This is a genomic window from Micromonospora sp. AKA38 (assembly GCF_027925725.1).
GTDB lineage: Bacteria > Actinomycetota > Actinomycetes > Mycobacteriales > Micromonosporaceae > Micromonospora.
The window spans coordinates 222,077-246,238 of sequence record NZ_BNEI01000003.1; the positions used below are offsets into that span (position 1 = coordinate 222,077).

Annotated in this window: 23 protein-coding genes; 12 read left to right on the forward strand and 11 right to left on the reverse strand. The window is 76.4% G+C overall.

Annotation, left to right across the window (positions count from 1 at the left end; all coding sequences use genetic code 11):
- Positions 1-128: 128 nt before the first annotated feature.
- The 9 genes from TPA0908_RS09395 to TPA0908_RS09435 form a co-directional block, all read right to left on the reverse strand.
- Positions 129-527: a DUF3040 domain-containing protein gene (locus tag TPA0908_RS09395; RefSeq protein ID WP_107162615.1), complete on the reverse strand. Its 399-nt coding sequence runs from the start codon at positions 525-527 to the stop codon at positions 129-131.
- A 115-nt stretch (positions 528-642) separates the two neighbouring features.
- Positions 643-1,905, reverse strand: a complete 1,263-nt coding sequence (locus TPA0908_RS09400; protein ID WP_281936613.1) for a DNA polymerase IV — start codon at positions 1,903-1,905, stop codon at positions 643-645.
- A 71-nt stretch (positions 1,906-1,976) separates the two neighbouring features.
- Positions 1,977-3,140 carry an alkaline phosphatase family protein gene (locus TPA0908_RS09405; RefSeq protein ID WP_281936615.1) on the reverse strand — a complete coding sequence of 388 codons (1,164 nt, stop codon included), beginning with the start codon at positions 3,138-3,140 and terminating at the stop codon, positions 1,977-1,979.
- Positions 3,137-3,868: a methyltransferase domain-containing protein gene (locus TPA0908_RS09410; protein ID WP_281936617.1), complete on the reverse strand. Its 732-nt coding sequence runs from the start codon at positions 3,866-3,868 to the stop codon at positions 3,137-3,139. Before TPA0908_RS09410 ends, TPA0908_RS09405 begins: the two co-directional genes overlap by 4 nt.
- 17 nt (positions 3,869-3,885) lie before the next feature.
- On the reverse strand, positions 3,886-4,065 hold the full coding sequence (locus tag TPA0908_RS09415) for a hypothetical protein (RefSeq protein ID WP_107162619.1): 180 nt from the start codon (positions 4,063-4,065) through the stop codon (positions 3,886-3,888).
- A 98-nt stretch (positions 4,066-4,163) separates the two neighbouring features.
- Complete coding sequence (locus TPA0908_RS09420) at positions 4,164-7,544, reverse strand: error-prone DNA polymerase (protein ID WP_281936618.1); 3,381 nt, start codon at positions 7,542-7,544, stop codon at positions 4,164-4,166.
- A gap of 285 nt (positions 7,545-7,829) precedes the next feature.
- Entirely contained in the window at positions 7,830-9,581 is a 1,752-nt protein-coding gene (locus TPA0908_RS09425) for a DNA polymerase Y family protein (protein WP_281936619.1), read from the reverse strand.
- Entirely contained in the window at positions 9,578-10,315 is a 738-nt protein-coding gene (locus TPA0908_RS09430; protein ID WP_281936621.1) for a hypothetical protein, read from the reverse strand. The genes TPA0908_RS09425 and TPA0908_RS09430 overlap by 4 nt, the downstream gene beginning before the upstream one ends.
- 133 nt (positions 10,316-10,448) lie before the next feature.
- The gene (locus tag TPA0908_RS09435; protein ID WP_281936623.1) at positions 10,449-10,976 is read right to left on the reverse strand and encodes an SAV_6107 family HEPN domain-containing protein; all 528 of its coding nucleotides are present in this window, start codon (positions 10,974-10,976) and stop codon (positions 10,449-10,451) included.
- A 566-nt stretch (positions 10,977-11,542) separates the two neighbouring features.
- Between TPA0908_RS09435 and TPA0908_RS09440 the strand changes: the two genes are divergently transcribed.
- The 10 genes from TPA0908_RS09440 to TPA0908_RS09485 are packed head-to-tail and all read left to right on the forward strand — an operon-like array spanning position 11,543 to position 20,457.
- Positions 11,543-12,940 carry a ferredoxin reductase family protein gene (locus TPA0908_RS09440; protein ID WP_281936625.1) on the forward strand — a complete coding sequence of 466 codons (1,398 nt, stop codon included), beginning with the start codon at positions 11,543-11,545 and terminating at the stop codon, positions 12,938-12,940.
- A 20-nt stretch (positions 12,941-12,960) separates the two neighbouring features.
- Positions 12,961-13,482: an FMN-binding protein gene (locus tag TPA0908_RS09445; RefSeq protein ID WP_281936627.1), complete on the forward strand. Its 522-nt coding sequence runs from the start codon at positions 12,961-12,963 to the stop codon at positions 13,480-13,482.
- Complete coding sequence (locus TPA0908_RS09450) at positions 13,479-14,294, forward strand: FAD:protein FMN transferase (RefSeq protein WP_281936629.1); 816 nt, start codon at positions 13,479-13,481, stop codon at positions 14,292-14,294. The genes TPA0908_RS09445 and TPA0908_RS09450 overlap by 4 nt, the downstream gene beginning before the upstream one ends.
- A 4-nt stretch (positions 14,295-14,298) precedes the next feature.
- Positions 14,299-15,201, forward strand: coding sequence for a TetR/AcrR family transcriptional regulator (locus TPA0908_RS09455; protein WP_281936631.1), 903 nt, complete (start codon positions 14,299-14,301; stop codon positions 15,199-15,201).
- Positions 15,202-15,250: 49 nt separating this feature from the next.
- The gene (locus tag TPA0908_RS09460) at positions 15,251-15,745 is read left to right on the forward strand and encodes a YbaK/EbsC family protein (protein WP_281936633.1); all 495 of its coding nucleotides are present in this window, start codon (positions 15,251-15,253) and stop codon (positions 15,743-15,745) included.
- The gene (locus TPA0908_RS09465; protein WP_281936635.1) at positions 15,742-16,473 is read left to right on the forward strand and encodes a monooxygenase; all 732 of its coding nucleotides are present in this window, start codon (positions 15,742-15,744) and stop codon (positions 16,471-16,473) included. Before TPA0908_RS09460 ends, TPA0908_RS09465 begins: the two co-directional genes overlap by 4 nt.
- On the forward strand, positions 16,470-17,030 hold the full coding sequence (locus tag TPA0908_RS09470; protein WP_281936637.1) for a GNAT family N-acetyltransferase: 561 nt from the start codon (positions 16,470-16,472) through the stop codon (positions 17,028-17,030). Before TPA0908_RS09465 ends, TPA0908_RS09470 begins: the two co-directional genes overlap by 4 nt.
- Positions 17,027-17,833: a carotenoid biosynthesis protein gene (locus tag TPA0908_RS09475; protein ID WP_281936639.1), complete on the forward strand. Its 807-nt coding sequence runs from the start codon at positions 17,027-17,029 to the stop codon at positions 17,831-17,833. Before TPA0908_RS09470 ends, TPA0908_RS09475 begins: the two co-directional genes overlap by 4 nt.
- Positions 17,830-18,957, forward strand: a complete 1,128-nt coding sequence (locus TPA0908_RS09480; protein WP_281936640.1) for a glycosyltransferase family 2 protein — start codon at positions 17,830-17,832, stop codon at positions 18,955-18,957. Before TPA0908_RS09475 ends, TPA0908_RS09480 begins: the two co-directional genes overlap by 4 nt.
- A 12-nt stretch (positions 18,958-18,969) precedes the next feature.
- Entirely contained in the window at positions 18,970-20,457 is a 1,488-nt protein-coding gene (locus tag TPA0908_RS09485; protein ID WP_281936642.1) for a phytoene desaturase family protein, read from the forward strand.
- A gap of 65 nt (positions 20,458-20,522) precedes the next feature.
- Here the strand turns inward: TPA0908_RS09485 and TPA0908_RS09490 are convergent, their stop codons facing one another.
- Together TPA0908_RS09490 and metF are read right to left on the reverse strand one after the other, a co-directional pair.
- On the reverse strand, positions 20,523-21,212 hold the full coding sequence (locus TPA0908_RS09490) for a CDP-alcohol phosphatidyltransferase family protein (protein ID WP_281936644.1): 690 nt from the start codon (positions 21,210-21,212) through the stop codon (positions 20,523-20,525).
- 49 nt (positions 21,213-21,261) lie between these two features.
- Positions 21,262-22,179 (reverse strand): methylenetetrahydrofolate reductase [NAD(P)H], encoded by a 918-nt coding sequence (gene metF, locus TPA0908_RS09495; RefSeq protein WP_281936646.1) that lies wholly within the window; start codon positions 22,177-22,179, stop codon positions 21,262-21,264.
- A gap of 223 nt (positions 22,180-22,402) precedes the next feature.
- Between metF and TPA0908_RS09500 the strand changes: the two genes are divergently transcribed.
- Positions 22,403-23,038, forward strand: coding sequence for a helix-turn-helix transcriptional regulator (locus TPA0908_RS09500; protein ID WP_281936648.1), 636 nt, complete (start codon positions 22,403-22,405; stop codon positions 23,036-23,038).
- A 9-nt stretch (positions 23,039-23,047) separates the two neighbouring features.
- Complete coding sequence (locus tag TPA0908_RS09505) at positions 23,048-24,130, forward strand: polyprenyl synthetase family protein (protein ID WP_281936650.1); 1,083 nt, start codon at positions 23,048-23,050, stop codon at positions 24,128-24,130.
- The last annotated feature ends 32 nt before the right edge of the window (positions 24,131-24,162 follow it).

Consider the following 24,162-nt stretch of genomic DNA (forward strand, 5'->3'; position numbering starts at 1 on the left):
CGGATAACCACTCTTTCCGTCAATCAGGGGGACAACGCACGGGGTGGGGGGTGACGCGGCGAATGCGCTTGCCGGCACAGCCGGCAAGCGTCCGTCGCGGCCCCGCCCGGGTCAGGGGCGGGGCGTGGTCAGCGGTGGCCCTCCGGGCGCTGCCGCCAGCGGTCCTCCATCCGGTCGAGGAAGGAGCCCCGGCGGCCACTGCGGCCACGGGGACGACGCCGACTTGTCGTTGTGCCGCCCACCACGTGCAGGTCGGGCGACTGGGACCGGCGGTGCGACTGCACCGCGTAGCCCAACGAGGCCAGCATGACGACGAAGCCCGCCACGGCCACCGCAGGAATCTTGATCACGGCACCGTAGATCAACAGTGCCAGACCAGCGACGACCACGCCGGCAGCGACGAGCACGCGACGCCGCGCGTGGAAACGCGGGTCGCTGGCGCGCACGGCCGAGGCGAACTTGGGATCCTCGGCAAGCGACCGCTCGATCTGCTCGAACAGCCGCTGCTCGTGCTCCGAGAGCGGCACGGCACTCCTCCCCGGTCACGTTGGTCGGCCCGGTCGGGCCGACAGACCGTGGCAGCCAACCGGCTGCTTACCCGCAAGTCTACGAGGGGGCTCGCGCGTCGGAAAGCGGGACGACCTACGGCCGGGTCGGTTTTTCGACTTGTCGTGGATCGCGCCGGCCGAGAAGACTGGCCGGACCTATGACGGACCGCCCGAAACGGGCGGCCGCCGCGTCCGCCGCCGCTTCCGCCTCCCGCCACCCCCGCTCCGGCGCACCCAGGGTGAGCTGCTGCGGCGTCTCCTCCGCCGCGGCCAACCCCTCCATCCGTACGCCGACCAGGCGAACCGCCTCGCCAGGGGCGAGAGCGAGCCAGAGCGCCCACACCGTGTCGAACATCTCCCGTGCGGTATCGGTCGGCACGCCGAGCGTGCGGGAACGACTGATCGTGCGGAAATCGGCGAACCGGACCTTCAGCGACACCGTGCGACCCACCTGACCGGCCGCCCGCAGCCGGGCGCCCGCCTTCTCGGCCAGGGCGAGCAGCGCGCGCCGGATCTCGACCGGGTCGGTGACGTCGGTGTCGAACGTGACCTCCGCCCCGATCGACTTCTCCACCTGCTCCGGGGAGACCCCGCGCGGGTCCCGCCCCCGGGCCAGCTCGTGCAGGTGCGTCGCGGACGCCTCGCCCACCGCCCGACGCAGCAGACCGGCCGGCGCCTCCGCCAGGTCGCGCACCGTACGCAGGCCGAGCCGGCGCAACGCCTCCGCCGAGCGTTCCCCCACCCCCCACAGCGCCGACACCGGCAGCGGGTGCAGGAAGTCCAGCACCCGGTCGGCGGGCACCACGAGCAGGCCGTCCGGCTTGGCCCGGGTGGAGCCCAGCTTGGCCACGAACTTCGTCGGCCCCACCCCGACCGAGCAGGTCAGCCGCTGCTCCTCGGCCACCCGGCGACGGATCAGCGCGGCGATGGCCGCCGGTCGCCCGAACAGCCGGCGGGCACCGGCCACGTCGAGGAACGCCTCGTCCAGGGAGAGCGGCTCGACCAGCGGGGTGACGTCCCGGAAGATCTGCATGACCGCCCGGGACGCGGCCGAGTAGGCGGTGAAGTCGGGCGGCAGGTAGACCGCGCCCGGGCAGAGCGCCCGCGCCCGGGCGGTGGGCATCGCACTACGGACCCCGAATTCCCGGGCCTCGTAGCTGGCGGAGCTGACCACGCCGCGTGGACCGACGCCGCCCACCACCACCGGCCGGCCACGCAGCTCGGGGCGGCGACGCACCTCCACCGAGGCGAAGAACGCGTCCATGTCGACGTGCAGGATGGAACAGCCGGTGTCGTCGGCGTCCGGCCCGAAGCGCGGGTCACCGCCGCCCCGGGGCAACGACTGGCTGCGGCCCATGCCCGCAGGCTAGCCCGCCGGTCCGACAACCCCACCGGTCAGCCCCGTCCGGTTGGGCCCGGCCGGACCGGTCAGCCCCGGACCACCAGCAGCGGGACGGTCATCTCCGCGGCGGTGTCCGCGCCGTGGTACGCCACCAGCCGCGACACCATCGGCGGCTCGGACCGGGTGGCGACCACCGCGTACGTGTCCCGGCAGACCACCACCACGTCACCGATCCGGGCCAGGTGTGCCTCCGGCACCGGCCCGAACCAGCCGGTGGCCACCGCCTCCGCCCGGGTCAGCACGTCGGCCGCCCCGCCCAGCACCCCACGCCAGGCGGCCACCACGTCGGCCTCGGCGCCCGGCTCCACGTGCAGGTAACGGACCCGGGGCTCGCCGGCCACCACCCGCACCCCGGCCCGCAGCCGAGGATCGGCGTCCAGGTCGATCCGGTGCCCGGCGGGAATGTCGAGCTGGCCGTGGTCGGCGGTGACCAGCAGCGCGGCGTCCGGCGGCAACCCGTCCAGCAGGCGGGCCAGCAGCGCGTCCACCTCCGTGGCCGCGGTCCGCCAGGGCGCGGAGTCGACGCCGCTGAGGTGCCCGTGCCGGTCCAGGTCGGGGTGGTAGCCGGAGACCAGCGTGGGCCCGACGCCGGCGGCCAGCGCGGTGAGCATCCGGGCGGCGAGCGCGTCGATCCCGGCCGCGCCCCGGTAGTCGCCGCCCCGGTTGGCGGCCAGCGTCAGGCCGCTGCCGGCGAACTCGGGGCGGCTCACCACGGTCACCGCCACGCCGGCGGCGCGGGCCCGCTCGTACCAGGTGGGGACCGGTTGCCAGCGGAACGGGTCGGGATCGCCGGCCCAGTCGACGTGGGTGAGCACCCGGTCGGTGCCGGGCACCCGGACCGTGAAGCCGAGCACGCCGTGCGCGCCCGACGGGGCGCCGGTGCCGAGGCCGACCAGGCTGGTCGGGGTGGTGGAGGGGAACCCCACGGTGAGCGGCGTGCCGGTGGTGGCGGCCAGCCCGGCCAGCGTCGGCGCGTACCGGGCGGCGGTGGGGATCTGGTGCCAGCCGAGGCCGTCGACGAGCAGCACGGCGACCCGGCGGACCCCGGCGAGCCGGGGAGTCAGGTCGAGCCGGTCGACCGCGCCGGGCACGCCGAGCAGCGACAGCGCGCTGGGCAGCACGTCGACCAGGCTGCCGCCGTCGTATCGGGGCGCGACCCGGTCCAGTGGGGCCGGGACGGGGCCGGTCATGCCGGGCGGCGGGCGAACAGGTGCAGTTGGGCGGCCAGGTCCCGGTACGGCGACCGACCGGCCAGGGCCCGTTCCAACTCCACCAGGGCGGCCGGCTGACCGTCGGCCACGGCGGCCGGCAACAGGTCGGCGAGCACGCGTACGCCGTGGATCTCCTCGACGACGAGCCCGGCGGCGGTGAGCAGCGCGGTCGCGCCGTCGGCGTCGTAGCGGCGGCGCAGCGTGTCCCGGCCCCCGGCGGTGCCGTGCGGGTCGGCCGCCAGCGCGGCGGCAGCGTCGAGCTGCCCGTTCATCGCCCGGCCGAGCACCGCGGCGGCCCGCGCGGCGACCAGCACGCTGGCCGCGCCGCCGGGACGCAGCGCGGCGACCAGCGCCGCCGTCACCGGCTGCGGGTCGTCGACCACCTCCAGGACGGAGTGGCAGAGCACCAGGTCCACCGAGGCCGGTTCGACCAGCCCGGCGAGCGCGTCGGCGTCGCCCTGCGTCGCGCGTACCCGATCGGCGACCCCGGCCTCGGCGGCCCGGCGGGTCAGCGCGGCGAGCGCGTCGGGGCTGGCGTCGACCACGGTGACCCGGTGGCCGGCCTCGGCGAGCGGGACGGCGAAGCCGCCGGTCCCGCCGCCGACGTCGAGCACGGCGAGCCGTTCGTCGGCCCGCCGGCTCAGCTCGGCCCGGAGCACCGACCAGATCACGGCGGTGCGGGGGGTGAGGGTTCGGGTCTGCTCCACCCCGCCGAGCCTAGGGGTCAGGACTCGCCGCCGCCGGCCGGGTCCTCCTCGGCGCGGGAACGCTGGGCGTTGGCCACCGGGCCGTCGGTCACCTGGTGCTCGCGCGGCTCGATCTCGTGGGTGGGCGCCCACCCGGCGCCGAGCCGGGTCCGTCGGACGTTGGCCACGCCACCGGGGTACGTGCTGTGAAAGGTCATCTGGTTCATCCCCCATACCCGGGTGGGCCGCTCTGCCCACCCGTGTCCGGGAGTCTCCCGTGTCCGGCCCCGGGAAACCGTAATGTGGATCACTACGGTCAACGGAAATCCCGGGACGCCGGCGTGACGGGCGGCTCGATCGCGTCCAGCCGGTCCGCGGTGAGGTTCGTGACGCCCTCGTGCCGCTGCAACCGGCCCCGCACCACCAGCGCGCCGCTGGTGCGGGCGATTCGACGGTAGCGCTGCCACAGCCCCGGCGAACACGTGACGTTGAGCATGCCGGTCTCGTCCTCCAGGTTGAGGAACGTGACCCCGCCGGCGGTCGCCGGCCGCTGCCGGTGGGTGACGATCCCGCCGACCCGGATCCGCTGCCCGGGCGGCACCTGGCCGAGGCGGGCGATCGGCACCGCGCCCAGCGCGTCCAGCCGACCCCGGATGAACCGGGCCGGGTGGCTCTCCGGGGACAGGCCGGTGGCCCAGACGTCGGCGACCAGCCGGTCCACCGCCGCCATGCCGGGCAGCGTGGGCGGGTCCGCGCCGGTCACCGTGCCGGGCAGCCGGCCGGGCCGGTCCTGGGCCGCCGCGCCGGCGGCCCAGAGCGCCTGCCGCCGGGTCAGCCCGAAACCGGCGAACGCGTCCGCGGTGGCCAGCGCCTCCAGCTGCGCGGCGGTCAGACCGGTCCGTCGGGCCAGGTCCGGCATGTCCCGGTACGGCCCGTGCGCGACCCGCTCCGCCTCGATCCGCTCGGCCGCGTCGTCGCCGAGGGTACGGACGCTGCCCAGCCCGAGCCGGACCGCCGGCCCGCCCAGCCCCCAGGCGTGCGGCGGCTCCCCCGGCAGGCTCCCCCACCGGGTCTCCGGCGTCGACTCCAGCACCGCCCTGGCGCCGCTGGCGTTGATGTCCGGCCGGCGTACCTCCACCCCGTGCCGGCGGGCGTCGTCGGCCAGCGTCTGCGGCGAGTAGAAACCCATCGGCTGCGCGTTGAGCAGCGCGGCCAGGAACGGGCCCGGGTGGTAGCGCTTCAGCCACGAGCTGGCGTAGACCAGGTACGCGAAGCTCATCGCGTGGCTCTCCGGGAAGCCGTAGCTGGCGAACGCGGTGAGCTTGCGGTAGACGTCGTCGGCCAGCTCACCGGTGATGCCCCGCTCGGCCATCCCGGCGTAGAGCCGGTCGGCGATCCGGGCCATCCGTTCCACCGAGCGTTTCGCGCCCATGGCCCGGCGCAACTGGTCCGCGCCGGCCGCGTCGAAGCCGGCCAGGTCGATGGCGAGCTGCATGAGCTGCTCCTGGAACAGCGGCACACCGAGCGTCTTCTCCAGCGCGTTGCGCATCAGCGGGTGCGCGTACGTGACCGGCTCCTGGCCGTTCTTGCGCCGGATGTACGGGTGCACCGAGCCGCCCTGGATCGGGCCGGGCCGGATCAGCGCCACCTCCACCACCAGGTCGTAGAACTCGCGGGGTTTGAGCCGGGGCAGCGTGGCCATCTGGGCCCGGCTCTCCACCTGGAACACGCCGACCGAGTCGGCCCGGCAGAGCATGTCGTAGACCTCGGGGTCGTCGAGCGTCATCCCGCCCAGGTCCAGGCTCATCCCGATCATGTCGTAGCCGTAGTGCAGCGCGGACAGCATGCCGAGGCCGAGCAGGTCGAACTTGACCAGCCCGACCGCGGCGCAGTCGTCCTTGTCCCACTGGAGCACGCTGCGGCCGGGCATCCGACCCCACTCCACCGGGCACACCTCGATCACCGGCCGGTCGCAGATCACCATGCCGCCGGAGTGGATGCCCAGGTGCCGGGGGAACGTCTGCAACTCGTTCGCGTACGCGACCACCTGCTCGGGGATGTCCGCCACGTCGACCGTGGCGACCGAGCCCCACCTGTCGATCTGCTTGCTCCAGGCGTCCTGCTGGCCGGGCGAGAAGCCGAACGCCTTCGCCACGTCCCGCACCGCCGACCGGGGCCGGTACGAGATGACGTTGGCGACCTGGGCGGTGTGCTCCCGGCCATAGCGGGCGTAGACGTGCTGGATCACCTCCTCCCGCCGGTCGGACTCGATGTCCACGTCGATGTCGGGCGGGCCGTCCCGTTCCGGGGCGAGGAACCGCTCGAACAGCAGCCGGTGCCGGACCGCGTCCACGTTGGTGATGCGCAGCGCGTAGCAGACCGCCGAGTTGGCCGCCGAGCCCCGCCCCTGGCAGTAGATGTCCTGCTGCCGGCAGAACGTGACGATGTCGTAGACCACCAGGAAGTAGCCGGGGAAGCCCAGCTCGTCGATCATCCGCAGCTCGTGCTCCAGCTGCGCGTACGCCTCCGGGTACGCCTCGGGCGGGCCGTAGCGCTCCCGGGCGCCGTCCATGGTCAGCCGCCGCAGCCAGCTCATCTCCGTGTGCCCGGCCGGTACCGGGTACGCCGGCAGTTGCGGCGCGACCAGGTGCAGGTCGAACGCGAGTTCCGCGCCGAACTCGGCGGCCCGCGCCACCGCCCCCGGGTACGCGGCGAACCGCGCCGCCATCTCCGCGCCGCTGCGCAGGTGGGCGGTGGCCGCGGCGGGCAGCCAGCCGTCGATCTCGTCCAGGCTGCGCCGGGCCCGCACCGCCGCCAGGGTGGTGGCCAGCCGACGTCGCCCCGGCGTGGCGTAGTGCACGTTGTTGGTGGCCACCGTGGGCAGCCCGGCGGCGGCGGCCAGGTCGGCCAGCGCGTCGTTGCGGTCGGCGTCGACCGGGTGGCCGTGGTCGGTCAGCTCCACCGCCACCGTCTCCGCGCCGAACAACGCGGTCAACCGGTCCAGTTCCCGCGCCGCCGCGTCGACCCCGTCGGTGAGCAGCGCGGCCGGCACGTGCCCCTTGCGGCAGCCGGTGAGCACCAGCACGTGGTCCCTCAGCTCGGCGGCGATCTGCTCCAGCTCGCCGTAGACCGGGCGGCCCTTCTCACCGCCGCGCAACTGGGCCCGCGAGATGGTGGCGGCGAGGCGCGCGTACCCCTCGTGGCCGTGCGCGAGCACCAGCAGGTGCCGGCCGAGCGGGTCGGGTTCGCCGTTCTGCGGGCCGGGCAGCCCGAGCGACAGCTCCGCCCCGAAGATCGTCGGCAGCCGCAGCGCGCGGGCCGCCTCGGCGAAGCGCACCACGCCGTAGAAGCCGTCGTGGTCGGTGACGGCGAGCGCGGTGAGCCCCAGCCGGGCCGCCTCCTCGGCCAGCTCCTCGGGATGGCTGGCCCCGTCGAGGAAACTGAAGTTGGAGTGCGCGTGCAGCTCCGCGTAGGGCACCGTGCCGTCCGGGCGGGTCAGCTCCGGCGGCCGGTACTCCTCGCGTCTGCGGCTCCAGGCCGGGGCGTCGCCGCCGTCGGCGTCGACCGCGAGCGGGTCCACCACCTGCGGCTCCACCACGTGCAGGTGCCGCTCACCGCGGGCTCCCTCACCCTTCGCCCGTCCGGAGAGCACCTGCTCCAGCTTCGACCAGGGCATCCTCGGGTTGTGGAAGCTCATGCCGCGCTCCCCCGCGCGCGATCTGTCGAGATCTTGGAAGATTTCGGCCCCCAGAGGGGCCACGGGCTTCCCAGATCTCCCGCGCCAACCACGTGCACCGGCCGAGGGTCGACCCACGAGTGCCTACGAACTTGATGGCACGGATGGATCACGGCGACGACGACAGCGGTCAGGGGCCACGATCCGTTTACGCCATCAAGTTCGTAGCCACCGGCAAGTTTGTGGCCACCGGCGGATAGAAGTCGGCGCGGCACGGCAGCACGCCACCGAACCGGGGCGGGCTGCTCAGTCATAGATGGCCTCCACCAGCCACTGCCCGCCCTCGACGGCGAGCAGCAGGGCGGAGCCGTCGGCCAGGCAGACCTGGAACCGGGCCCGACGGCGGGCCTCGACCGGCGCCCACCAGCGCTCGTCCACCGGCCACGGGCCGACCCATCCGGTGATCTCGGCCGGCCGGCCGGTGCCCACGGTCAGCCGGGCCGGCGCCGCGCTGACCGCCAGCCGGGCACTCACCACGACCGGCTCCCCCGCCGCGTCGTGCACCTCGGCCGCCAGCGGGGTGGGCAGCACCACGGCCGGTGCCGGCGGCGGGATCCGCCCCGGCCACGGCGGCTCGGGCACCGCCCTGACCCGGCCAGCCCGACCGCTTTTGCCAGCCGGGCGACCGGTCCGCACCGCCGTCCGGCCCGGATCGGAGGACCCGACCGGTGCGAGGGCCGACCCGGCAGCCGGAGCCGGCACGGCGGACAGCCCTGACCCGACGGAGGAGGCCGGCCCGACGGACGGGGCCGGCCCCGGCACGGTGGGGCCGGGACGGGCGGGCACCCGCTCGTCGCCCCACGGGACCAGACGCACCTGGTCGGCCGGGGAGCGACCCCCACCCAGGACGGCGGTGACCACCGCCTCGGGGCCGAGGATGCCCTGCACCCGGTTCAACGCGCGGTGCGCCCGCTCCCGCTCCGCGCCGGTCTCCCCCCACAGCCCCGGTTGCAGGCCGGCCTGGGCGAGCACCCCGTCCGGCACCAGCCGCAGCCGGATGATCCCGGCGGTCGGGCGGGCCGGACGGGCCCCACCCCGGCCGTTGCTGCCGGAGAGCCACCCGTCGAGCTGCCAGCGGACCCGGTCGGCGATGGCCGCGGCGGTGAGCAGGCCGTCGTGCCGCCAGACCCGGTGCAGTTCCTGACCGTGCGCGGTGACCGCCTCGATCCCGAGCCGGGTACAGGCCAGCCCGTACGCGGCGAGCCGCTCGTGCAGTCGCTCGGCCAGCGTCCGCGCGGCGAACGCGGCGGCGTCGACCCGGTCGATCGGCTCGTCGTGCTCGGCGGTGACGGTCAGGTCGGCGGGCGGTCGCCGGACCGCGAGCGGTCGGTCGTCCCGCCCGGCGGCGAGCCGGTGCGCCAACGCCCCGTCGAAGCCGAACCGGGCCAGGACGTCCCCGGCGGGCAGCGCGGCGAAGTCACCGAGGGTGCGTACGCCGAGGCGGCGCAGCAGGTCGGCCAGGGCGGGCCGGCCGAGCGCCTCCACCGGCCGGGTGGCCAGGAACGCCGCAGTGCCGCCCGGGGGCACGATCCGCCCCTCCCGGGCGGCCAGGCCGGCCGCGAAGACCCCGTCGGCGATGCCGACCTGGCTCTCCACCGCGCAGCTCTGGGCCACGTGCTCGACGATCCGTTCGGCCGCCGCCTCCTCACCGCCGAGGTAGCGGCTCGGCCCCCGGGCGGCCGTCGCGCAGGCGCCGGGACGGATCACCTCGACGCCGGCGACCACCTCCTCGACGGCGGCCACCACCGGCTCGAACGCCCGCGCGTCCCGCCCAGGATCGTGGTCGACCACGGTGACCTGCGGGCAGCGTCCCTGGGCCTCCCGCCGGCGCAGCCCGCGCCGGATCCCCTCGGCCCGGGCCCGCTCGGAGCAGGCCACCACCCGGTTGGCGTGCAGCACCACGACCGGGTCGGTGGCGGGCACGCCGTCGACGATCTCGGCCGCGAGGACGGGCCAGTCCGGGCACCACAGCAGCAGCGCCCGCGCCGGGGCGCTCACGGCCCGGCCACCGGGGCGACCACGCGCAGCCGGCGGCCCGGGGCGGCGGGGGCGCCGGACCCGGCCGAGCGGGGGATCACCCGGGTCAGCTCGTCGCCGGGCAGCCACACCTTGATCTCCTTGGGTCGGGCGGCGGCGCCCCGGCCACGGGCCGAGACGGTCACCTCGCGGCGGCGCAGCCGCCCGCGCCCCGGCCCGAGCCCCTGCCAGACGCCCCGGACCACCTGGAGCGTCACGTCCGCCCCGTCCCACCGGCCGTACGGGACCAGCACGCTGCCACGTTGCCGGGCCCGGGCGGCCAGCCGGGCGGAGACCGAGGCGGCGACCGAGGCCGGCACGGCGGTGACCACCACGTCGACCCCGTCGATGAGCGCGGCGACGACGGTGGGCCACTCCGGCCCGGGATCGGGCACCAGGGCGAGCCGGTCCAGGGCGATCCCGGCCTCGGCCGCCGCGCCGGCCCCGAACGTGGGCACACCGACCACGGCGCACCACGAGCCGGCCCGGGACGCCTCGGCGAGCAGCGCGAGGATCAGCGAGGTGGCGCCGCTGTGCCGGGGTCGGCCGACGCCGACCGCGACGGTGCTGCCGCGTCGCAGCCCACGGTTGGGCAGCAGCCCGGTCAGCTCGGCCCGGACGGGGAGCACCCGGTGGCCACCGGCCGCGTCGGGCGCACTCGCCGGACGCACCAGTTCGGCCAGGGCGGCGGAGCCGACCACCATGCGGCCCGCCATCGGACCAACCCCCCGTCGTGTTTTCGCCACGGGCCGGCCCGTGGTTGGTGCTGTGGATCATGTGGTGCGCTGGACCGTGTGGTGCGGCGTCCGGCCCCCCGGGTCCCGCCGATGGCGGCCGGACGCCACGACTTCAGGCGGCGGCCGCCCCGGCTCGCGGCGCGGCAGCCGACCCGGAGCGCGGCGCGGTGTCGGAGCCGCCGAGGTGCAGGGGCCGGGGCAGGCCGTCGAGTGCCGGCTGGTGCGGCCGGCCGAGTGCGGTCTCCACCACGGTCACGAACTGTTCGGCGGCCCGGAGCAGGTCGTCGGCCTCCCGGGCGGTGACCACCCGGGGAATGCCGGCCTCGGCGGCGGCTCGCTTGCCGGCGCCGGCGGCGAAGTAGGCGGCCCACTCGTCCAGCTCGGGGGCGACGGTGGCGAGCAGCACCCAGACGCTGGTGATCCGGTTGCGCCGGGTGGGCGCGGGCCGGGCCCGGGCGGCCAGCACGGCGGCGGCGGCGCGCAGCGCCGCGAGGTGGGCGGCGGCGTACCGGAGACCGTCGGGGCGGGTGCGGGCGGCCTCGGCCAACCCCTCGCGGGCCACCGCGAGCAACTGGGCGGGGGTGCGGTGCGGCAGCACGTGCGCGGGCACCGTGGGCGCCTGGGCCGGACTGGTCGGCATGGGTCTCTCCTCCGCGTGTGGCCGGGGCGGGCGGTCGCGCGACGGGGGAAACCGTCGCCCGGTCGCCCGGAGCGGTCGGTGCGGAGGAAGACGCACCTCAGGTGGCGGCCGGCCGGATGTGGACGCTTCCCCACACCCACACCCGGCCGGCGTGCCGGCGGGTCCGTCGCCCGCCGCCCGGGGGTCGTGGGCGGCGGGCGACGACCTGCCTGACGGGCTCGGACTCGCGACTGTCCGAAGCCCGGTGCGGCCCGCGGAGCCGCACCTTGTCCGGAAGTCGGCGCCGCGAAACACCGCTTCCGGAGCTGGAGAACGGGTGGGCGACCCGAGCGCGTACGGAGCGGGTCAACCGCGACCCGCGTCAAACGCGATCCAATCGAACACTCGTTCTAACTACCCTGACAGTACACCTCCCCACCGACGAAAACGCAACGTGTGACGTGCCCGGGACACGCCGGGCGGGCGGCCGGATTCCCAGCCGGCGCACAGCCGCGGCAAAGGCGGCCCGGAACTCGTCGGACCAGGGTTACCCCCATGAACGTCAGCCGTACCGAAAAGCCCTTCCGGTGACCGCCACCGTGGCCGGCCGGCGCACGGTGCGCCGCACCCCGCCGGCCGCCCCCGCCTGGTGGGCCGACGTCGCCGGCGGCCTCGCCGCGCTCAGCCTGCTGGTCGTCACCGCCCTCTGGACCGCCGACCGTGGCGTGCAGGAGCTGCTGGCCGGCACGGCCTCCGGACTCACCTCGCTCGGCCGGCTCACCGGCCTGGTCAGCGCCGACCTGATGCTGATCCAGGTGGTGCTGATGGCCCGGGTGCCCCTGCTGGAGCGTCGCTTCGGCCAGGACCGGATCGCCCGTTGGCACCGGCTCGCCGGTTTCACCTCGTTCCACCTGCTCCTGGCGCACGTGCTGCTGACCGTCCTCGGGTACGCCGGCACCGCCCGCCAGGGGGTGCTCGCCGAAGCCTGGGACCTGGTCGTCACGTACCCGGGGATGCTGTTGGCCACCGCGGCGCTGGCGCTGCTGGTGCTGGTGGTGGTCACCTCGGTCCGCGCGGCCCGACGGCGGCTGCGCTACGAGTCCTGGCACCTGCTGCACCTCTACGCCTACCTGGGCGTCGCGCTGGCGCTGCCGCACCAGCTCTGGACCGGCGCCGACTTCATCGCCTCGCCGCTCGCCCGCGCCTACTGGTGGACGGTCTACCTGCTGGCGCTGGCCAGCGTGTTGATCTGGCGGCTCGGCCTGCCGGCCTGGCGCTCGCTGCGGCACCGGATCGAGGTGGCCGCGGTGGTGCCCGAGGCGCCCGGGGTCACCTCGGTCTGGCTGCGCGGGCGGGACCTGCACCGGCTGCCGGTCCGGGCCGGGCAGTTCCTGCTCTGGCGGTTCCTGGACGGGCCGGGCTGGTCCCGGGCCCACCCGTACTCGCTGTCCGCGCCGCCGCGCGGCGACCTGATGCGGATCACGGTCAAGGACCTGGGCGACGACAGCGCCCGGGTGGCCGCCCTGCGCCCCGGCACCCGGGTGCTGATCGAGGGGCCGTACGGGCGGCTCACCGGGCAGCACTGGCGGGGCGGCGGGATCACCATGCTGGCCTGCGGCGTCGGCCTCACCCCGCTGCTGGCGTTGCTCTGGGAGCTGCCGTACGCGCCGGGGCAGGCGGTGCTCGCCTACCGCGCGCGTACCGGGGAGGACCTGGCCTTCTCCGCCGAGCTGGACCGGCTCGTCGCGGAGCGCGGGCTGGTGGTGCACCACCTGGTCGGCCCCCGGGCGGCGCGGCCGTCCTGGCTGCCGGCGTACGCCGAGGGGCTCGCCGAGGCCGAGGCGTTGCGCCGGCTCTCCCCCGGCGTGGCCGGGCACGACGTCTTCCTCTGCGGCCCGGACGGCTGGGTCGACGCCGTCCGCGCCGCGACCCGCGCGGCCGGAGTGCCCGACGCGCACGTCCATCACGAACGGTTCGCCTGGTGACAGGCGCGAAGGGAGGATCCGTGCGACGGATCACCATCTGGCTGCTGTCCACCGTGGCCGCGTTGGTGCTGCTGTTCAGCTACCGGACCAGCACCATGGGCGCCGGGGAGAGCGGCGCGGTCGCGGCCGGGACCGACCCGGGCGGCGGCTCGTGGAGCGGCACGGACGGCGGCACCGGCGCCGACCCGTCCGCCGGCGGCGCCACCACCGACGGCGGCACCGGCACCGGCGACGGCGGCACCGGCAGCCCCACCGGCGGCGACAGCGGCACGGCCACCGGGTCGGTGGCGCAGACCCGGTGGGGGCCGGTGCAGGTGAAGATCACCGTCTCCGGCGGGAAGATCACCGACGTCACCGCCGTGCAGGTGCCCGACGGCAACCGGCGGGACCAGGAGATCAACGACTACGCGGTGCCGATCCTGCGGCAGGAGGCGCTCGCGGCGCAGAGCGCCCGGATCGACAGCGTCTCCGGAGCCACCGTCACCAGCGACGGCTACCGGGAGTCGCTCCAGTCCGCCATCGACGCGGCGCACCTCGGATGAGCGACCGGCGGGCCTGGGTGGCCCAGGTGATGGGGCTACCGGTCAGCGTGCACCTGCGCGGCCCGCGGGTGCGTACCGGGGCGGTCGAGGAGCGGGTGGCCCGGCTCTTCGCCGAGCTGCGTGCGGTCGACGCGGTGTTCAGCACGTACCGGCCGGACAGCGTGCTGGGCCGCCTGCGCGGCGCGCCGCCCGGTCCGGCGGCCACCGCCGACCCGCTGGTGCGCGAGGTGGCCGGGCTCTGCGAGACGGCCCGCGTGCGGACCGGCGGCTGGTTCGACGCCCGCCGCCTGCCGCTGCCGCGGGGCGGCACCGGCTACGACCCGTCCGGCCTGGTCAAGGGCTGGGCGGTGGAACGGGCCGCCCGGCACCTGACCGACCTGGCCGACCACGACCTGTGCCTGAACGCCGGCGGGGACGTGCTGCTGCGGGCCGGGCCGGGCCGGCCGGCCTGGCGGATCGGGATCGAGGACCCCGACCGTCCGGACCTGGTGCTCGACGTGGTCGAGCGGGCCGCCGGCGCAATCGCCACCTCCGGCACCGCGCGGCGCGGCGCGCACATCACCGACCCGCGCGCCGGGCGGCCGGCCGAGGCGGTCCGGTCGGTCACCGTGGTCGGTCCCGAACTGCTCTGGGCCGACGTGTACGCGACCGCGGCCGTCGCCCGCGGCACGGACGCGCTGGACTGGCTGGCCACCCTGGACGGGTACGCGGCCCTGCTGGTGGACGCCGCCGGCCGGGTCCGGGCCACCCCGGGCTGGCCCGGCTCCCGGGCCGTATCTTCTCCGCTGACGGACGGATGCCGGGGAGGATGAACTCGTGGGGACCGGTGAGGTCGACAAGAAGCGGCTGTTCGAGTTGCTCTGGGGCACGCCCGTCGGGCCCCGGCGCGGGCCGCGTCCCACGCTCTCACCCGCCGTCGTGGCCCGCGCCGGCATCGCCGTCGCCGACGCGGACGGGCTCGACGGGCTGACCATGCAGCGGGTCGCCGAGTCGCTGGCGGTGACCAAGATGGCGCTCTACCGCTACGTGCCGGGCCGGGCCGAGCTGGTCGCCCTGATGCTGGACGCGGCGCTGGGCGAGCCGCCTCCGGCCCCGGCCGTCGACCCGGCCGCACCCGACGTTCCGGCGCCGGGTGCGCGGGGTGAGCCGACGCCGGCCCCGACTGCCGACCGGGCCGCGCCCCCGGCGCCGGTCGGGGCGGGCTGGCGCGGGCAGCTCGACGACTGGACCCGGCGGCTGGTCGAGCGGTTCCGCCGGCATCCCTGGGCGCAGGCGGCAGCCGTCGGCGCGCGGCTGCCCGGCCCGAACGAGCTGGCCTGGGTGGAACGCGTCGTCGCCGCGCTCGCCGGCACCGGGCTCACCGCGTCCGAGCGGCTCGACGTGGCCACGCTGCTGGTCGGGCACGCCCGCAACCTGGCCGGCCTCCCGCCCGGGTCCGGCCGGGAGGCGGCGTTCGGCGCGCTGGTGCACGGCCGCGAGGACCGCTTCCCGGCCCTCGCCGCCGCCCTGTCCGACCCCGCCCCCCGGTCCACCGCCCCCACCCGCGACTCCCCCACCACCCCCGACCCCACCCTGGACTTCGGCCTCGCCCGCATCCTCGACGGCATCCAGGCCCTGCTCCACACCCGCACCCCGCACCCGCGCTCCACCCGCCACCCACCGGTCGACCATGAGGTTGACGGTCCGACACGCCGAGGGGCGACACCGCCAACCTCATGATCAACACACCCGGGTCCGGCCGGGGACCGGGTGGGGGGAGAATCGGGGCATGCAGTCACAACCACATCCGAACGTGCGGGCGGTGCAGCGGGCGCTCGACGACGCGGGCGCACGGGACGGGTCCGGCCGGGCCAGCGCCGTCCGGCTGCTGCCCGAGGCGGTGCACACCGCCGCCGCGGCGGCCGCGGCGCTCGGCGTCGACGTCGGCGCCATCGCCAACTCACTGGTCTTCGACGCGGACGGCAAGCCGCTGCTGGTGCTCACCTCCGGCGCGCACCGGGTGGACACCGCCGGGCTGGCCGCCACGCTGGGCGTGACCCACCTGCGCCGGGCCACCCCCGACTTCGTCAAACGGCACACCGGGCAGGTGATCGGCGGGGTCGCCCCGGTCGGCCACCCCGGGCCGTTGCGCACCCTGGTCGACACCGCCCTCGAGGGGTACCCGGAGCTGTGGGCGGCCGGCGGCGTGCCGCAGGCGGTGTTCCCCACCACGTACGCGGAACTGCTGCGGATCACCGGCGGCGACCCGGCCGGGGTGGCGTGAACCCCGACCTGGTCACGCTGCACGTGTGGCGCGTCCCCCGGCGGGCCGTGCCCGGGGCGCTGGCCCGGATGGCGACCCACCCGGCGCGGCTGCGCCGGCTGTCCGGTGTCCGCTTCGCCAAGCTGCTCGGCACCGGGACCGGCACCGGCTTCGGGCCGGGCGACGCCGACCTGACCCGGTGGGCCGCGCTGGTGGTCTGGGACTCCCCGGCCGACGCGACCCGCTTCGACACCTCCCCGGTCGCCCGTTCCTGGGCCCGGATCGCCGACGCCGCCGTCCGGGTGGACCTGCGCCCGCTGACCAGCCGGGGCCGGTGGTCCGGCCGGGAGCCGTTCGGCGCCCCGGCCGGCGGGCGGGTCACCGGGCCGGTGCTGGCGCTGACCCGGGCCCGACTGCGGGCCCGTCGGGCGGCCACGTTCTGGCGGGCCATCCCGCCGGTCGCCGGTGAGCTGCACGCCGCGCCGGGGCTGCTCGCCCGGTTCGGCGTCGGCGAGGCGCCGCTGGGCTGGCAGGGCACGGTGAGCGTGTGGCGTGATCCGGCGGACCTCGTCGCGTTCGCGTACCGTTCCCCCGAGCACCGCGCCGCGATCACCCGTACCCCCACCGAGGGCTGGTACGCGGAGGAACTGTTCGCGCGGTTCGCGGTGGGCGACGTCCGCGGCGACCGTACGGTGCTCGGCTGGGTCGCCGCCGAGGGCGACCCCGACTCCGCGAGAGGGAACGCATGAGGCTGGTGCGGTGGACGCCAAACGACCTGGTCCGGCGGCTGGACGACGTGGTCGCCGTCTACGGCGAGGCGATGGGCTACCGCGCCGACCTGCTGGAGGCCCGGCGCGGCTACATCGCCACCCACGTCCGCCGACCCGGGTTCCGGGCCGTCGCCAGCCTGACCACCGAGGGGCACCTGGCCGGCTTCGGGTACGGCTACCTCGGCGCCACCGGCCAGTGGTGGCACGACCAGGTGTACCGGGCGTTGAACGCGCAGGCCCGGCAACGCTGGCTGGCCCGCCCGTTCGAGGTGGTCGAACTGCACGTCCGCCCGCCCGCGCAGGGGCACGGTGTGGGCGCCCGTCAGCTCCGCGCGCTGCTCACCATGGCCGAGGGCGACACCACCCTGCTCTCCACCCCGGAGGCGGACGAGCAGGCGTCGCGGGCGTGGCGGCTCTACCGCCGGTTCGGCTTCGTCGACGTGCTGCGGCACTTCCACTTCCCCGGCGACGAGCGGCCGTTCGGCGTGCTCGGCCGGGACCTGCCGCTGCCCGCCCCCGAGCCGGGGACGACATGAGCCGCGCCCGGGTGCCCTGGGCGCTGCTGGCCGTGCTGGTCCTCGCCCAGATCTGCTACCCGCTCACCGGCGGCACGACCCGCGCCGGGCTGACCGTGGCCACCGTGGTGCTCGGCTGGCTGCTCTCCGTCGGCCACGCGCTGCTCACCCGGGGCGCCCGGGTCGCCGCCGCGCTGGTCGCGCTCGTCACCGGCGGCGGGTTCGCGGTCGAGGCGCTCGGCGTGGCCACCGGGTTCCCGTTCGGCAGCTACGACTACTCCGGCGAGCTGGGCCCGAAGCTGGCCGGCGTGCCACTGATCATCCCGCTGGCCTGGACCTGGATGGCCTGGCCGGCGTGGCTCACCGCGGTCCGGCTCACCCGCTCCCGCGCCGCCCGGGTCGCGCTGGCGGCGGTGGGGCTCGCGGCGTGGGATCTGTTCCTCGACCCGCAGATGGTGGCCGAGGGCTACTGGACCTGGCTCGACGCCACCCCGGCGCTGCCCGGCCTGCCCGGCATCCCGGTCAGCAACTATCTCGGCTGGCTGGGCTTCGCGGTGCTGCTCGCCGCCGCGCTGCCTCCGCTCGCCGGGCCGTCCGTCGACCGGGTGGACGGCCGGGACGGCCCGATGTTCGCGCTCTACCTCTGGACGTACGCCTCCAGCGTGCTGGCGCACGCGGTCTTCCTCCGGCTGCCCGCGTCCGCGCTGTGGGGCGCGGCCGGCATGGCGGTGGCCGCGGTGCCGCTGGCGGTGGTGCTGTGGCGGGCCCGACGCGACCGCGCCGCCGCCCCGGATGCCGCGCCCCGGGTCGACGCGCCGGCATGACCGCCGCGCTCGCGCTGGTGGTGGCGGTCGCCGCGCTCACCGGGCACACGCTCGTCAACGCCGTCGCCTGGCTGCGCCGCCCGACCGGCGGCCCGGCCGAGGTGACCGAGCCGGTGGCGGTGCTGCTGCCGCTGCGCGACGAGGCCGACCGGGTCACCCCGTGCCTGCGCGCGCTGCTCGCCCAACGCGGCGTGCCCGGGCTGCGAATCGTGGTGCTCGACGACGGGTCCACCGACGGCACCGCCGACGTGGTCCGCGCGGTGGCCGGCGCCGACAGTCGGGTCACGCTGCTCACCGGCGTCGCGCCGCCGCCCGGCTGGCTGGGCAAGCCGCACGCCTGCTGGCAGCTCGCCACCCGCGCCGACCCGGAGCCGACCGTGCTGGCGTTCGTCGACGCCGACGTGGTGCTCACCCCGTACGCGGTCGCGGCGGCGGTGACCGAGTTGCGCGCGGCCGGCGCGACGCTGCTGTCGCCGTACCCCCGGATCGTGGTGCGGACGGCGGCCGACCGACTGGTGCAGCCGCTGTTGCAGTGGTTGTGGCTGACGTTCCTGCCGCTGCGCGCGATGGAACGCTCGCGGCGGCCCTCGCTGGCCGCCGCCGGCGGGCAGTTCCTGGTCGTGGACCGGGCCGGCTACCTGCGGGCCGGCGGGCACGCGGCGGTGGCCGACAAGGTGCTGGAGGACATCGAGCTGGCCCGGGCGGTGAAGCGGTCCGGCGGGCGGATCGCGCTGGCCGACGGCTCCCGGCTGGCCTCCTGCCGGATGTACGAGGACTGGCCGCAGCTACGCGACGGCTACACCAAGTCGCTCTGGGCCTCGTTCGGGCATCCGGCCGGCGCGGCCGTCGTGCTGGCCCTGCTGCTCCTGCTCTACACCGCGCCGCCGCTGCTGGCCGTGGCCGCGCTGGTGGCCGGCGCGCCGACGGTGGCCGGGGTGGCGTTCGGCGCCTACCTGGCCGGCGTCGCGGGACGCGTGGTCAGCGCCCGGGCCACCGGCGGCCGGGCCTGGCCCGACGCGCTGGCGCACCCCGTGTCGGTCGTGGTCCTGGGTTGGCTGACCGTCCGGTCGTACCATCTGCGGAAGCGACGCCGGCTCACCTGGCGGGGTCGCCCGGTCACCTAGGAGGGGCACCCCATGGCGCGCATCGTGGTCATCGGCGCCGGCGTGGGCGGGCTCGCCACCGCCGCCCGGCTCGCGGTCACCGGGCACGAGGTCACCGTCCTGGAACGGGCCGGCACGGTCGGCGGCAAACTCGGCCGTTACACGCACCACACCCCGGAGGGGGCGTGGCGCTTCGACACCGGGCCGAGCCTGGTCACCCTGCCGCAGGTCTTCTCCGACCTGTTCGAGGCCACCGGCGCGAAGCTCGACGAGTACCTCGACCTGGTCCCGCTGGACCCGATCGTGCGGCACGTCTTCCCCGGCGGCGGTCCCGCGCTGGACTCCTGCGCCGACCCGGACGAGTTCGCCGCGCGGATCGGCGCCGTGTTCGGCGACCGGTCCGCCGCCGACTGGCGGCGGCTGTGGCGCCGGGCCGAGCGGGTCTGGGCGGCCTCGCACCGGGACATCCTGCGCCGCACCGTGGACTCGCCGCGCGACCTGGCCGCGCTGGCCTGGCGGCTGGGCGACCTCGCCGCCATCGGCCCCGGCCGCACGCTGCGCGGGTTGGGCCGCAGCTACCTGTCCGACCGGCGGCTGCGGATGCTGCTGGACCGGTACGCCACCTACACCGGCGCCGACCCGCGCCGCGCGCCGGCCGCGCTGGTCGCCGTGCCCTACGCCGAGCTGGCGTACGGCGGCTGGTACCTGCGCGGCGGGCTGGGCACGCTCGCCGACGCGCTGCTGTCGCGCTGCCTGGACCTGGGCGTGCTGATCCGCACCGGCGCGGCGGTCACCGGCATCGACGCGGCCGGCGGCCGGGTGCACGGGGTACGCGTCGCCGGGTCGGCCGCGCCGGTCCCCGCCGACGTGGTGGTGGCCAACACCGACGCGCTCACCGTCTACCGGGACCTGCTGCCCGACCCGCGCCGGCTGGCCGCGCTCACCGACCGCAGCCTGGCCGGTTTCGTGCTGCTGCTCGGTGTGCGCGGCGACTCCGGGCTGGCCCACCACAACGTCTTCTTCCCGCGCGACTACGACGCCGAGTTCGACGCCGTGTTCGGGGCTCCCGGTCGCGGCGTACGGGCCCGCCCGGCGCCCGACCCGACCGTGTTCGTCACCGCCGCCGACGACCCGGCGGTCCGGCCGGACGGCCACGAGGCGTGGTTCGTGCTGGTCAACGCACCTCGGCACGGCACCGCCCCGGACGCGGTGGACTGGCGGCGGCCGGGGCTGGCCGAGGCGTACGCGGACCGCGTCCTGGACGTGCTGGCCGAGCGCGGCGTGGACGTCCGGGACCGGCTGGTGTTCTCGGAGATCCGCACCCCGGCCGACCTGGACGCGGCCACCGGCGCGCCGGGCGGGGCGATCTACGGCACCGCGGGCGGGCTGCTGCGCCCGGCCAACCGGGGCCCGGCCGCCGGCCTGTGGCTGGTCGGCGGCTCCACCCACCCCGGCGGCGGCCTCCCCATGGTGACCCTCTCGGCCGAGATTGTCGCCACCGCCATCGGCCCGGCCTGGTGAAAGGAGGGGCACCTTATTAACGCCTCCGGTAGAGAAGGGGCCCCTTCTCACCACCTCGGCAGGGGTCAGCCGGCGTCGACGAGGGCGCGGCGGACCGCGGCGAGCAACTGCCCGAGCCCGAAGCCGGCGAGCAGCACCCACACCGTGGTGGCCATGGTGATGGTGCCGGCGGTCAGGTCGGCGTCGATCAGCCCGGTGAGCCCGGCGACCAGCAGCCCGACCAGGGCCACCGAGACCCGGGTGGGCCGCTCCCCCACGGTGACCGCGCCGATCTCCCGCATCCCGGCCGAGACGGACCGCGCCCGCACGTACTCGTGCAGCCAGGACAGGCCGCCGGCCGCCGCGACCAACGCGCCGGGCGCACCGAGCAGCCAGAACGCGACCAGCCAGGCCACCTCGCCGAGCCGGTCGGCGACCGAGTCGTAGACGTAGCCCAGCCGGGTGGTGCGGCCGGTGGCCACCGCCACCGCGCCGTCGACGCTGTCCGCCACGGCGGCCAGCAGCACGAACAACGCGCCCAGGAACGGCCCGTCGCCGGCCCGCCCCACCAACAGGGGTACGCAGAAGCAGAGCAGCACCCCGAACACGGTCACCGCGGTCGGGCCGACGCGCAGCCGGCCCAGCACGAAGCCCACGTGATAGGCGAAGCGCAGCCAGGCGCGCACCACCGGCGCGGCGCCACGGGGATCGAACCCACCGTGCAGCCGCGCCCACGCTGTCGCGTACTGGTCCCAGTTCAGCTGTGTGCCCACCACGGATCAACCGTAGAAGGGTGGCCCGGGTGTCGTGTGTGGCGGGTGGTCGTCACACCCGAGCGTCGGCCCGCAGCCGCTGCCACACCTCGCGGGTCGCGGTGGACCGGTTGAGCGTGATGAAGTGGATCCCCGGCACGCCCTCGTCCAGGAGCTTCCCGCACATCTCCCCGGCCTGCTCGACGCCGAGCCGGCGGACCGCCTCGGGGTCGTCGGCCACCCGCTCGAACCGCTCGGCCAGCGCGGGCGGGAACGGCGCGCCGGAGAGCTGCACCGAACGCGCGATGGTGCCGATCTGGGTCACCGGCATCACCCCGGCGAGGATCGGAGTGTCGCAGCCGGCGGCGGCGACCCGGTCGCGCAGCCGCAGGTAGTCGTCGGCGTCGAAGAACATCTGGGTGATGGCGAACTCGGCGCCGGCCCGGCACTTGCGGACGAAGTGCGCGGTGTCGCTGTCCACGTCCGGCGAGCGCGGGTGCTTGTACGGGAAGGCGGCCACACCGACGCTGAAGTCACCGCTGTCGCGGACCACGCGGACCAGGTCCTCGGCGTACCGGACGCCCTCGGGGTGCGCGATCCACTCGCCACCCGGGTCGCCCGGCGGGTCGCCCCGCACGGCAAGCACGTTGCGCACCCCGACCGACGCCAGCCGACCGATCACGTGACGCAGCTCGGCGGTCGAGTGGTTGACGGCGGTGAGGTGCGCCATCGGCAGCAGCGTGGTCTCGGTGGCGATCCGTTCGGTCACCGCGACCGTGGTGTCCCGGGTCGAGCCGCCGGCGCCGTAGGTGATCGAGACGAACGAGGGACGCAGCGACTCCAGCTCGCGGATCGCCTGCCAGAGCAGCTTCTCCCCGGCGTCGGTCTTCGGTGGGAAGAACTCGAACGAGAAGGTCGGTTGGCCGTCACGGATCAGCTCCCCGATGGCCGGCTGGGGGTTGGGGAGGACCGAGGGTAGACCGAGCGCCACGGACCGACTGTAGCCGGACCGGGCCGCTGTGCCGAGAACCTTCCCAGTCCACGAACGGGTCGATACCGGAACGTCGCACCCCCGGAGTAGGAACGACGGCAGCGCGGCGGGACGGCGGGTGGCCGGCCCGGGGGCCCGCGCGGGGGTCGCCCCGACGGCGACGCGCCGGTGCGGCACGGCCGGGCGTCCGCGTCGCCACCGCGCCGTCGCCCCGGAGGTCCCGATGTCCCCGTCCCCGCCGTCCGGCCCCCGCCAGCTCGGGCCGCTCCTGGCCGAGTTGCGGGCCGCCCGCGGCTGGAGCCAGCAGCGGATCGCCGCCGAGCTGTGCGCCGCCGCCGGCGTGCCCACGCTCACCCGGCACGAGGTGTCCCGGTGGGAGCGCCAACTCCGGCTCCCCGGCGACTTCTGGTCCGTCTGGCTGGCCCGGGTCCTCGGCGTCCCGGGCGAGCTGATCACCGAGGCCGCGGCCCGCAGCCGCCGACTCCGCCGCGGGCCGGCCGGTCGCCGGCCCGAATCGGCCACCGGACCCGCCGGTGCGACCGACACCGCCGGTCACCTGCCCGAGCCGGCCACCGGACCCGCCGGTGCGACCGACACCGCCGGTCACCTGCCCGAGCCGGCCGCCGGACCCGCCGGTGCGACCGATGCGGCCGGTCGGCCCGCGCGGGCCCGTGGCGGCACCCGGGCCGCCGGTTGCCCGGCTCGGTACTCCGGCGCCCGCCGGGGTCGCCCGCGTCCACCCGCCCGTACCGGCCGGCCCCCGCAGCCGGGCGGGCCCGGGTCGGGGCGGGCCCGGGCCGTCCCGCGCCGGACGGCGCGCCGGGGCGGCGACGAGGCGGGTCAGGCGGGAACCGACTAGCGTCGTGGCGTGACCCACGCTGCTCCCGTCTCCCCCGTCGACCGTGCCGGCCTGCGCCAGCGGATCGACAAGGCGCTCACCGAGTTCCTCGCCGGCCAGCGCGCCTGGCTGACCACCGTCGACGACGGTCTGCTGCCGGTCGCCGAGGCGATCGAGGCATTTGTGCTGGGTGGCGGGAAGCGGCTGCGCCCGGCGTTCGGCTACTGGGGCTTCCGGGGGGCCGGCGGAGTCGACTCCGACCAGGTCGTCGCCACCCTGGCCGCGCTGGAGTTCGTCCAGGCCAGCGCGCTGATCCACGACGACCTGATGGACCGGTCGGACACCCGGCGGGGGGAGCCGGCGGTGCACCGGCGGTTCGCCGCCCGGCACCGCGAGGCGGGCTGGGGCGGCGACGCCGACTCCTTCGGTGACGCCGCCGCGATCCTGCTGGGTGACCTCTGCCTGGTCTGGTCCGACGAGTTGCTGCACTCCGCGGGCCTGCCCCCGGCGACGGTGGCGCGGGCCCGGCCGGTCTTCGACGAGATGCGCACCGAGGTGACCGTCGGGCAGTACCTGGACGTGCTGACCCAGGCCACCGGCGACACCTCGCTGGAGCGGGCCGGCAAGGTGGCCCGGTACAAGTCGGCGAAGTACACCGTCGAGCGTCCGCTGCTGCTGGGCGCCGCGCTGGCCAACGCCCCGGCCGAGGTGCACGCGGCCTATTCGGCGTACGGGTTGCCGCTGGGTGAGGCGTTCCAGCTCCGCGACGACGTGCTGGGGGTGTTCGGCGACCCGGAGCGCACCGGCAAGCCGGCCGGCGACGACCTGCGCGAGGGCAAGCGGACGTACCTGGTGGCGGCCGCGCTGGAGACGCTCGACCCGGCCGGCCGGGAGCTGCTGCTGGACGGGCTCGGCGAGCCGGGTCTGGACGCCGCCGGGGTGACCCGGCTCCGCGAGCTGATCACCACGAGCGGCGCGCTGGAGCGCACCGAGCGCCGGATCGCCACGCTGACCGAGAGCGCGCTGGCCGCGCTGACCGCTGTCGACCTGGACACCGAGGCCCGCCAGGCCCTGGTCGACCTGGCCATCGCCGCCACCCGCCGCGCCGACTGACCCCGCCCCGCCCCCTCTCACCCCCCACCCAA

What these genes read in the sequence shown, in the direction of transcription:
- TPA0908_RS09400 (WP_281936613.1), bottom strand. Translation starts at nt 1,905, where the DNA reads ATGGGCCGCAGCCAGTCGTTGCCCCGGGGCGGCGGTGACCCGCGCTTC.
- TPA0908_RS09450 (WP_281936629.1), top strand. Translation starts at nt 13,479, where the DNA reads ATGAGCGACCGGCGGGCCTGGGTGGCCCAGGTGATGGGGCTACCGGTC.
- TPA0908_RS09435 (WP_281936623.1), bottom strand. Translation starts at nt 10,976, where the DNA reads ATGCCGACCAGTCCGGCCCAGGCGCCCACGGTGCCCGCGCACGTGCTG.
- TPA0908_RS09485 (WP_281936642.1), top strand. Translation starts at nt 18,970, where the DNA reads ATGGCGCGCATCGTGGTCATCGGCGCCGGCGTGGGCGGGCTCGCCACC.
- TPA0908_RS09480 (WP_281936640.1), top strand. Translation starts at nt 17,830, where the DNA reads ATGACCGCCGCGCTCGCGCTGGTGGTGGCGGTCGCCGCGCTCACCGGG.
- TPA0908_RS09405 (WP_281936615.1), bottom strand. Translation starts at nt 3,140, where the DNA reads ATGACCGGCCCCGTCCCGGCCCCACTGGACCGGGTCGCGCCCCGATAC.
- TPA0908_RS09500 (WP_281936648.1), top strand. Translation starts at nt 22,403, where the DNA reads ATGTCCCCGTCCCCGCCGTCCGGCCCCCGCCAGCTCGGGCCGCTCCTG.
- TPA0908_RS09415 (WP_107162619.1), bottom strand. Translation starts at nt 4,065, where the DNA reads ATGACCTTTCACAGCACGTACCCCGGTGGCGTGGCCAACGTCCGACGG.
- TPA0908_RS09470 (WP_281936637.1), top strand. Translation starts at nt 16,470, where the DNA reads ATGAGGCTGGTGCGGTGGACGCCAAACGACCTGGTCCGGCGGCTGGAC.
- TPA0908_RS09475 (WP_281936639.1), top strand. Translation starts at nt 17,027, where the DNA reads ATGAGCCGCGCCCGGGTGCCCTGGGCGCTGCTGGCCGTGCTGGTCCTC.
- TPA0908_RS09430 (WP_281936621.1), bottom strand. Translation starts at nt 10,315, where the DNA reads ATGGCGGGCCGCATGGTGGTCGGCTCCGCCGCCCTGGCCGAACTGGTG.
- TPA0908_RS09420 (WP_281936618.1), bottom strand. Translation starts at nt 7,544, where the DNA reads ATGAGCTTCCACAACCCGAGGATGCCCTGGTCGAAGCTGGAGCAGGTG.
- TPA0908_RS09460 (WP_281936633.1), top strand. Translation starts at nt 15,251, where the DNA reads ATGCAGTCACAACCACATCCGAACGTGCGGGCGGTGCAGCGGGCGCTC.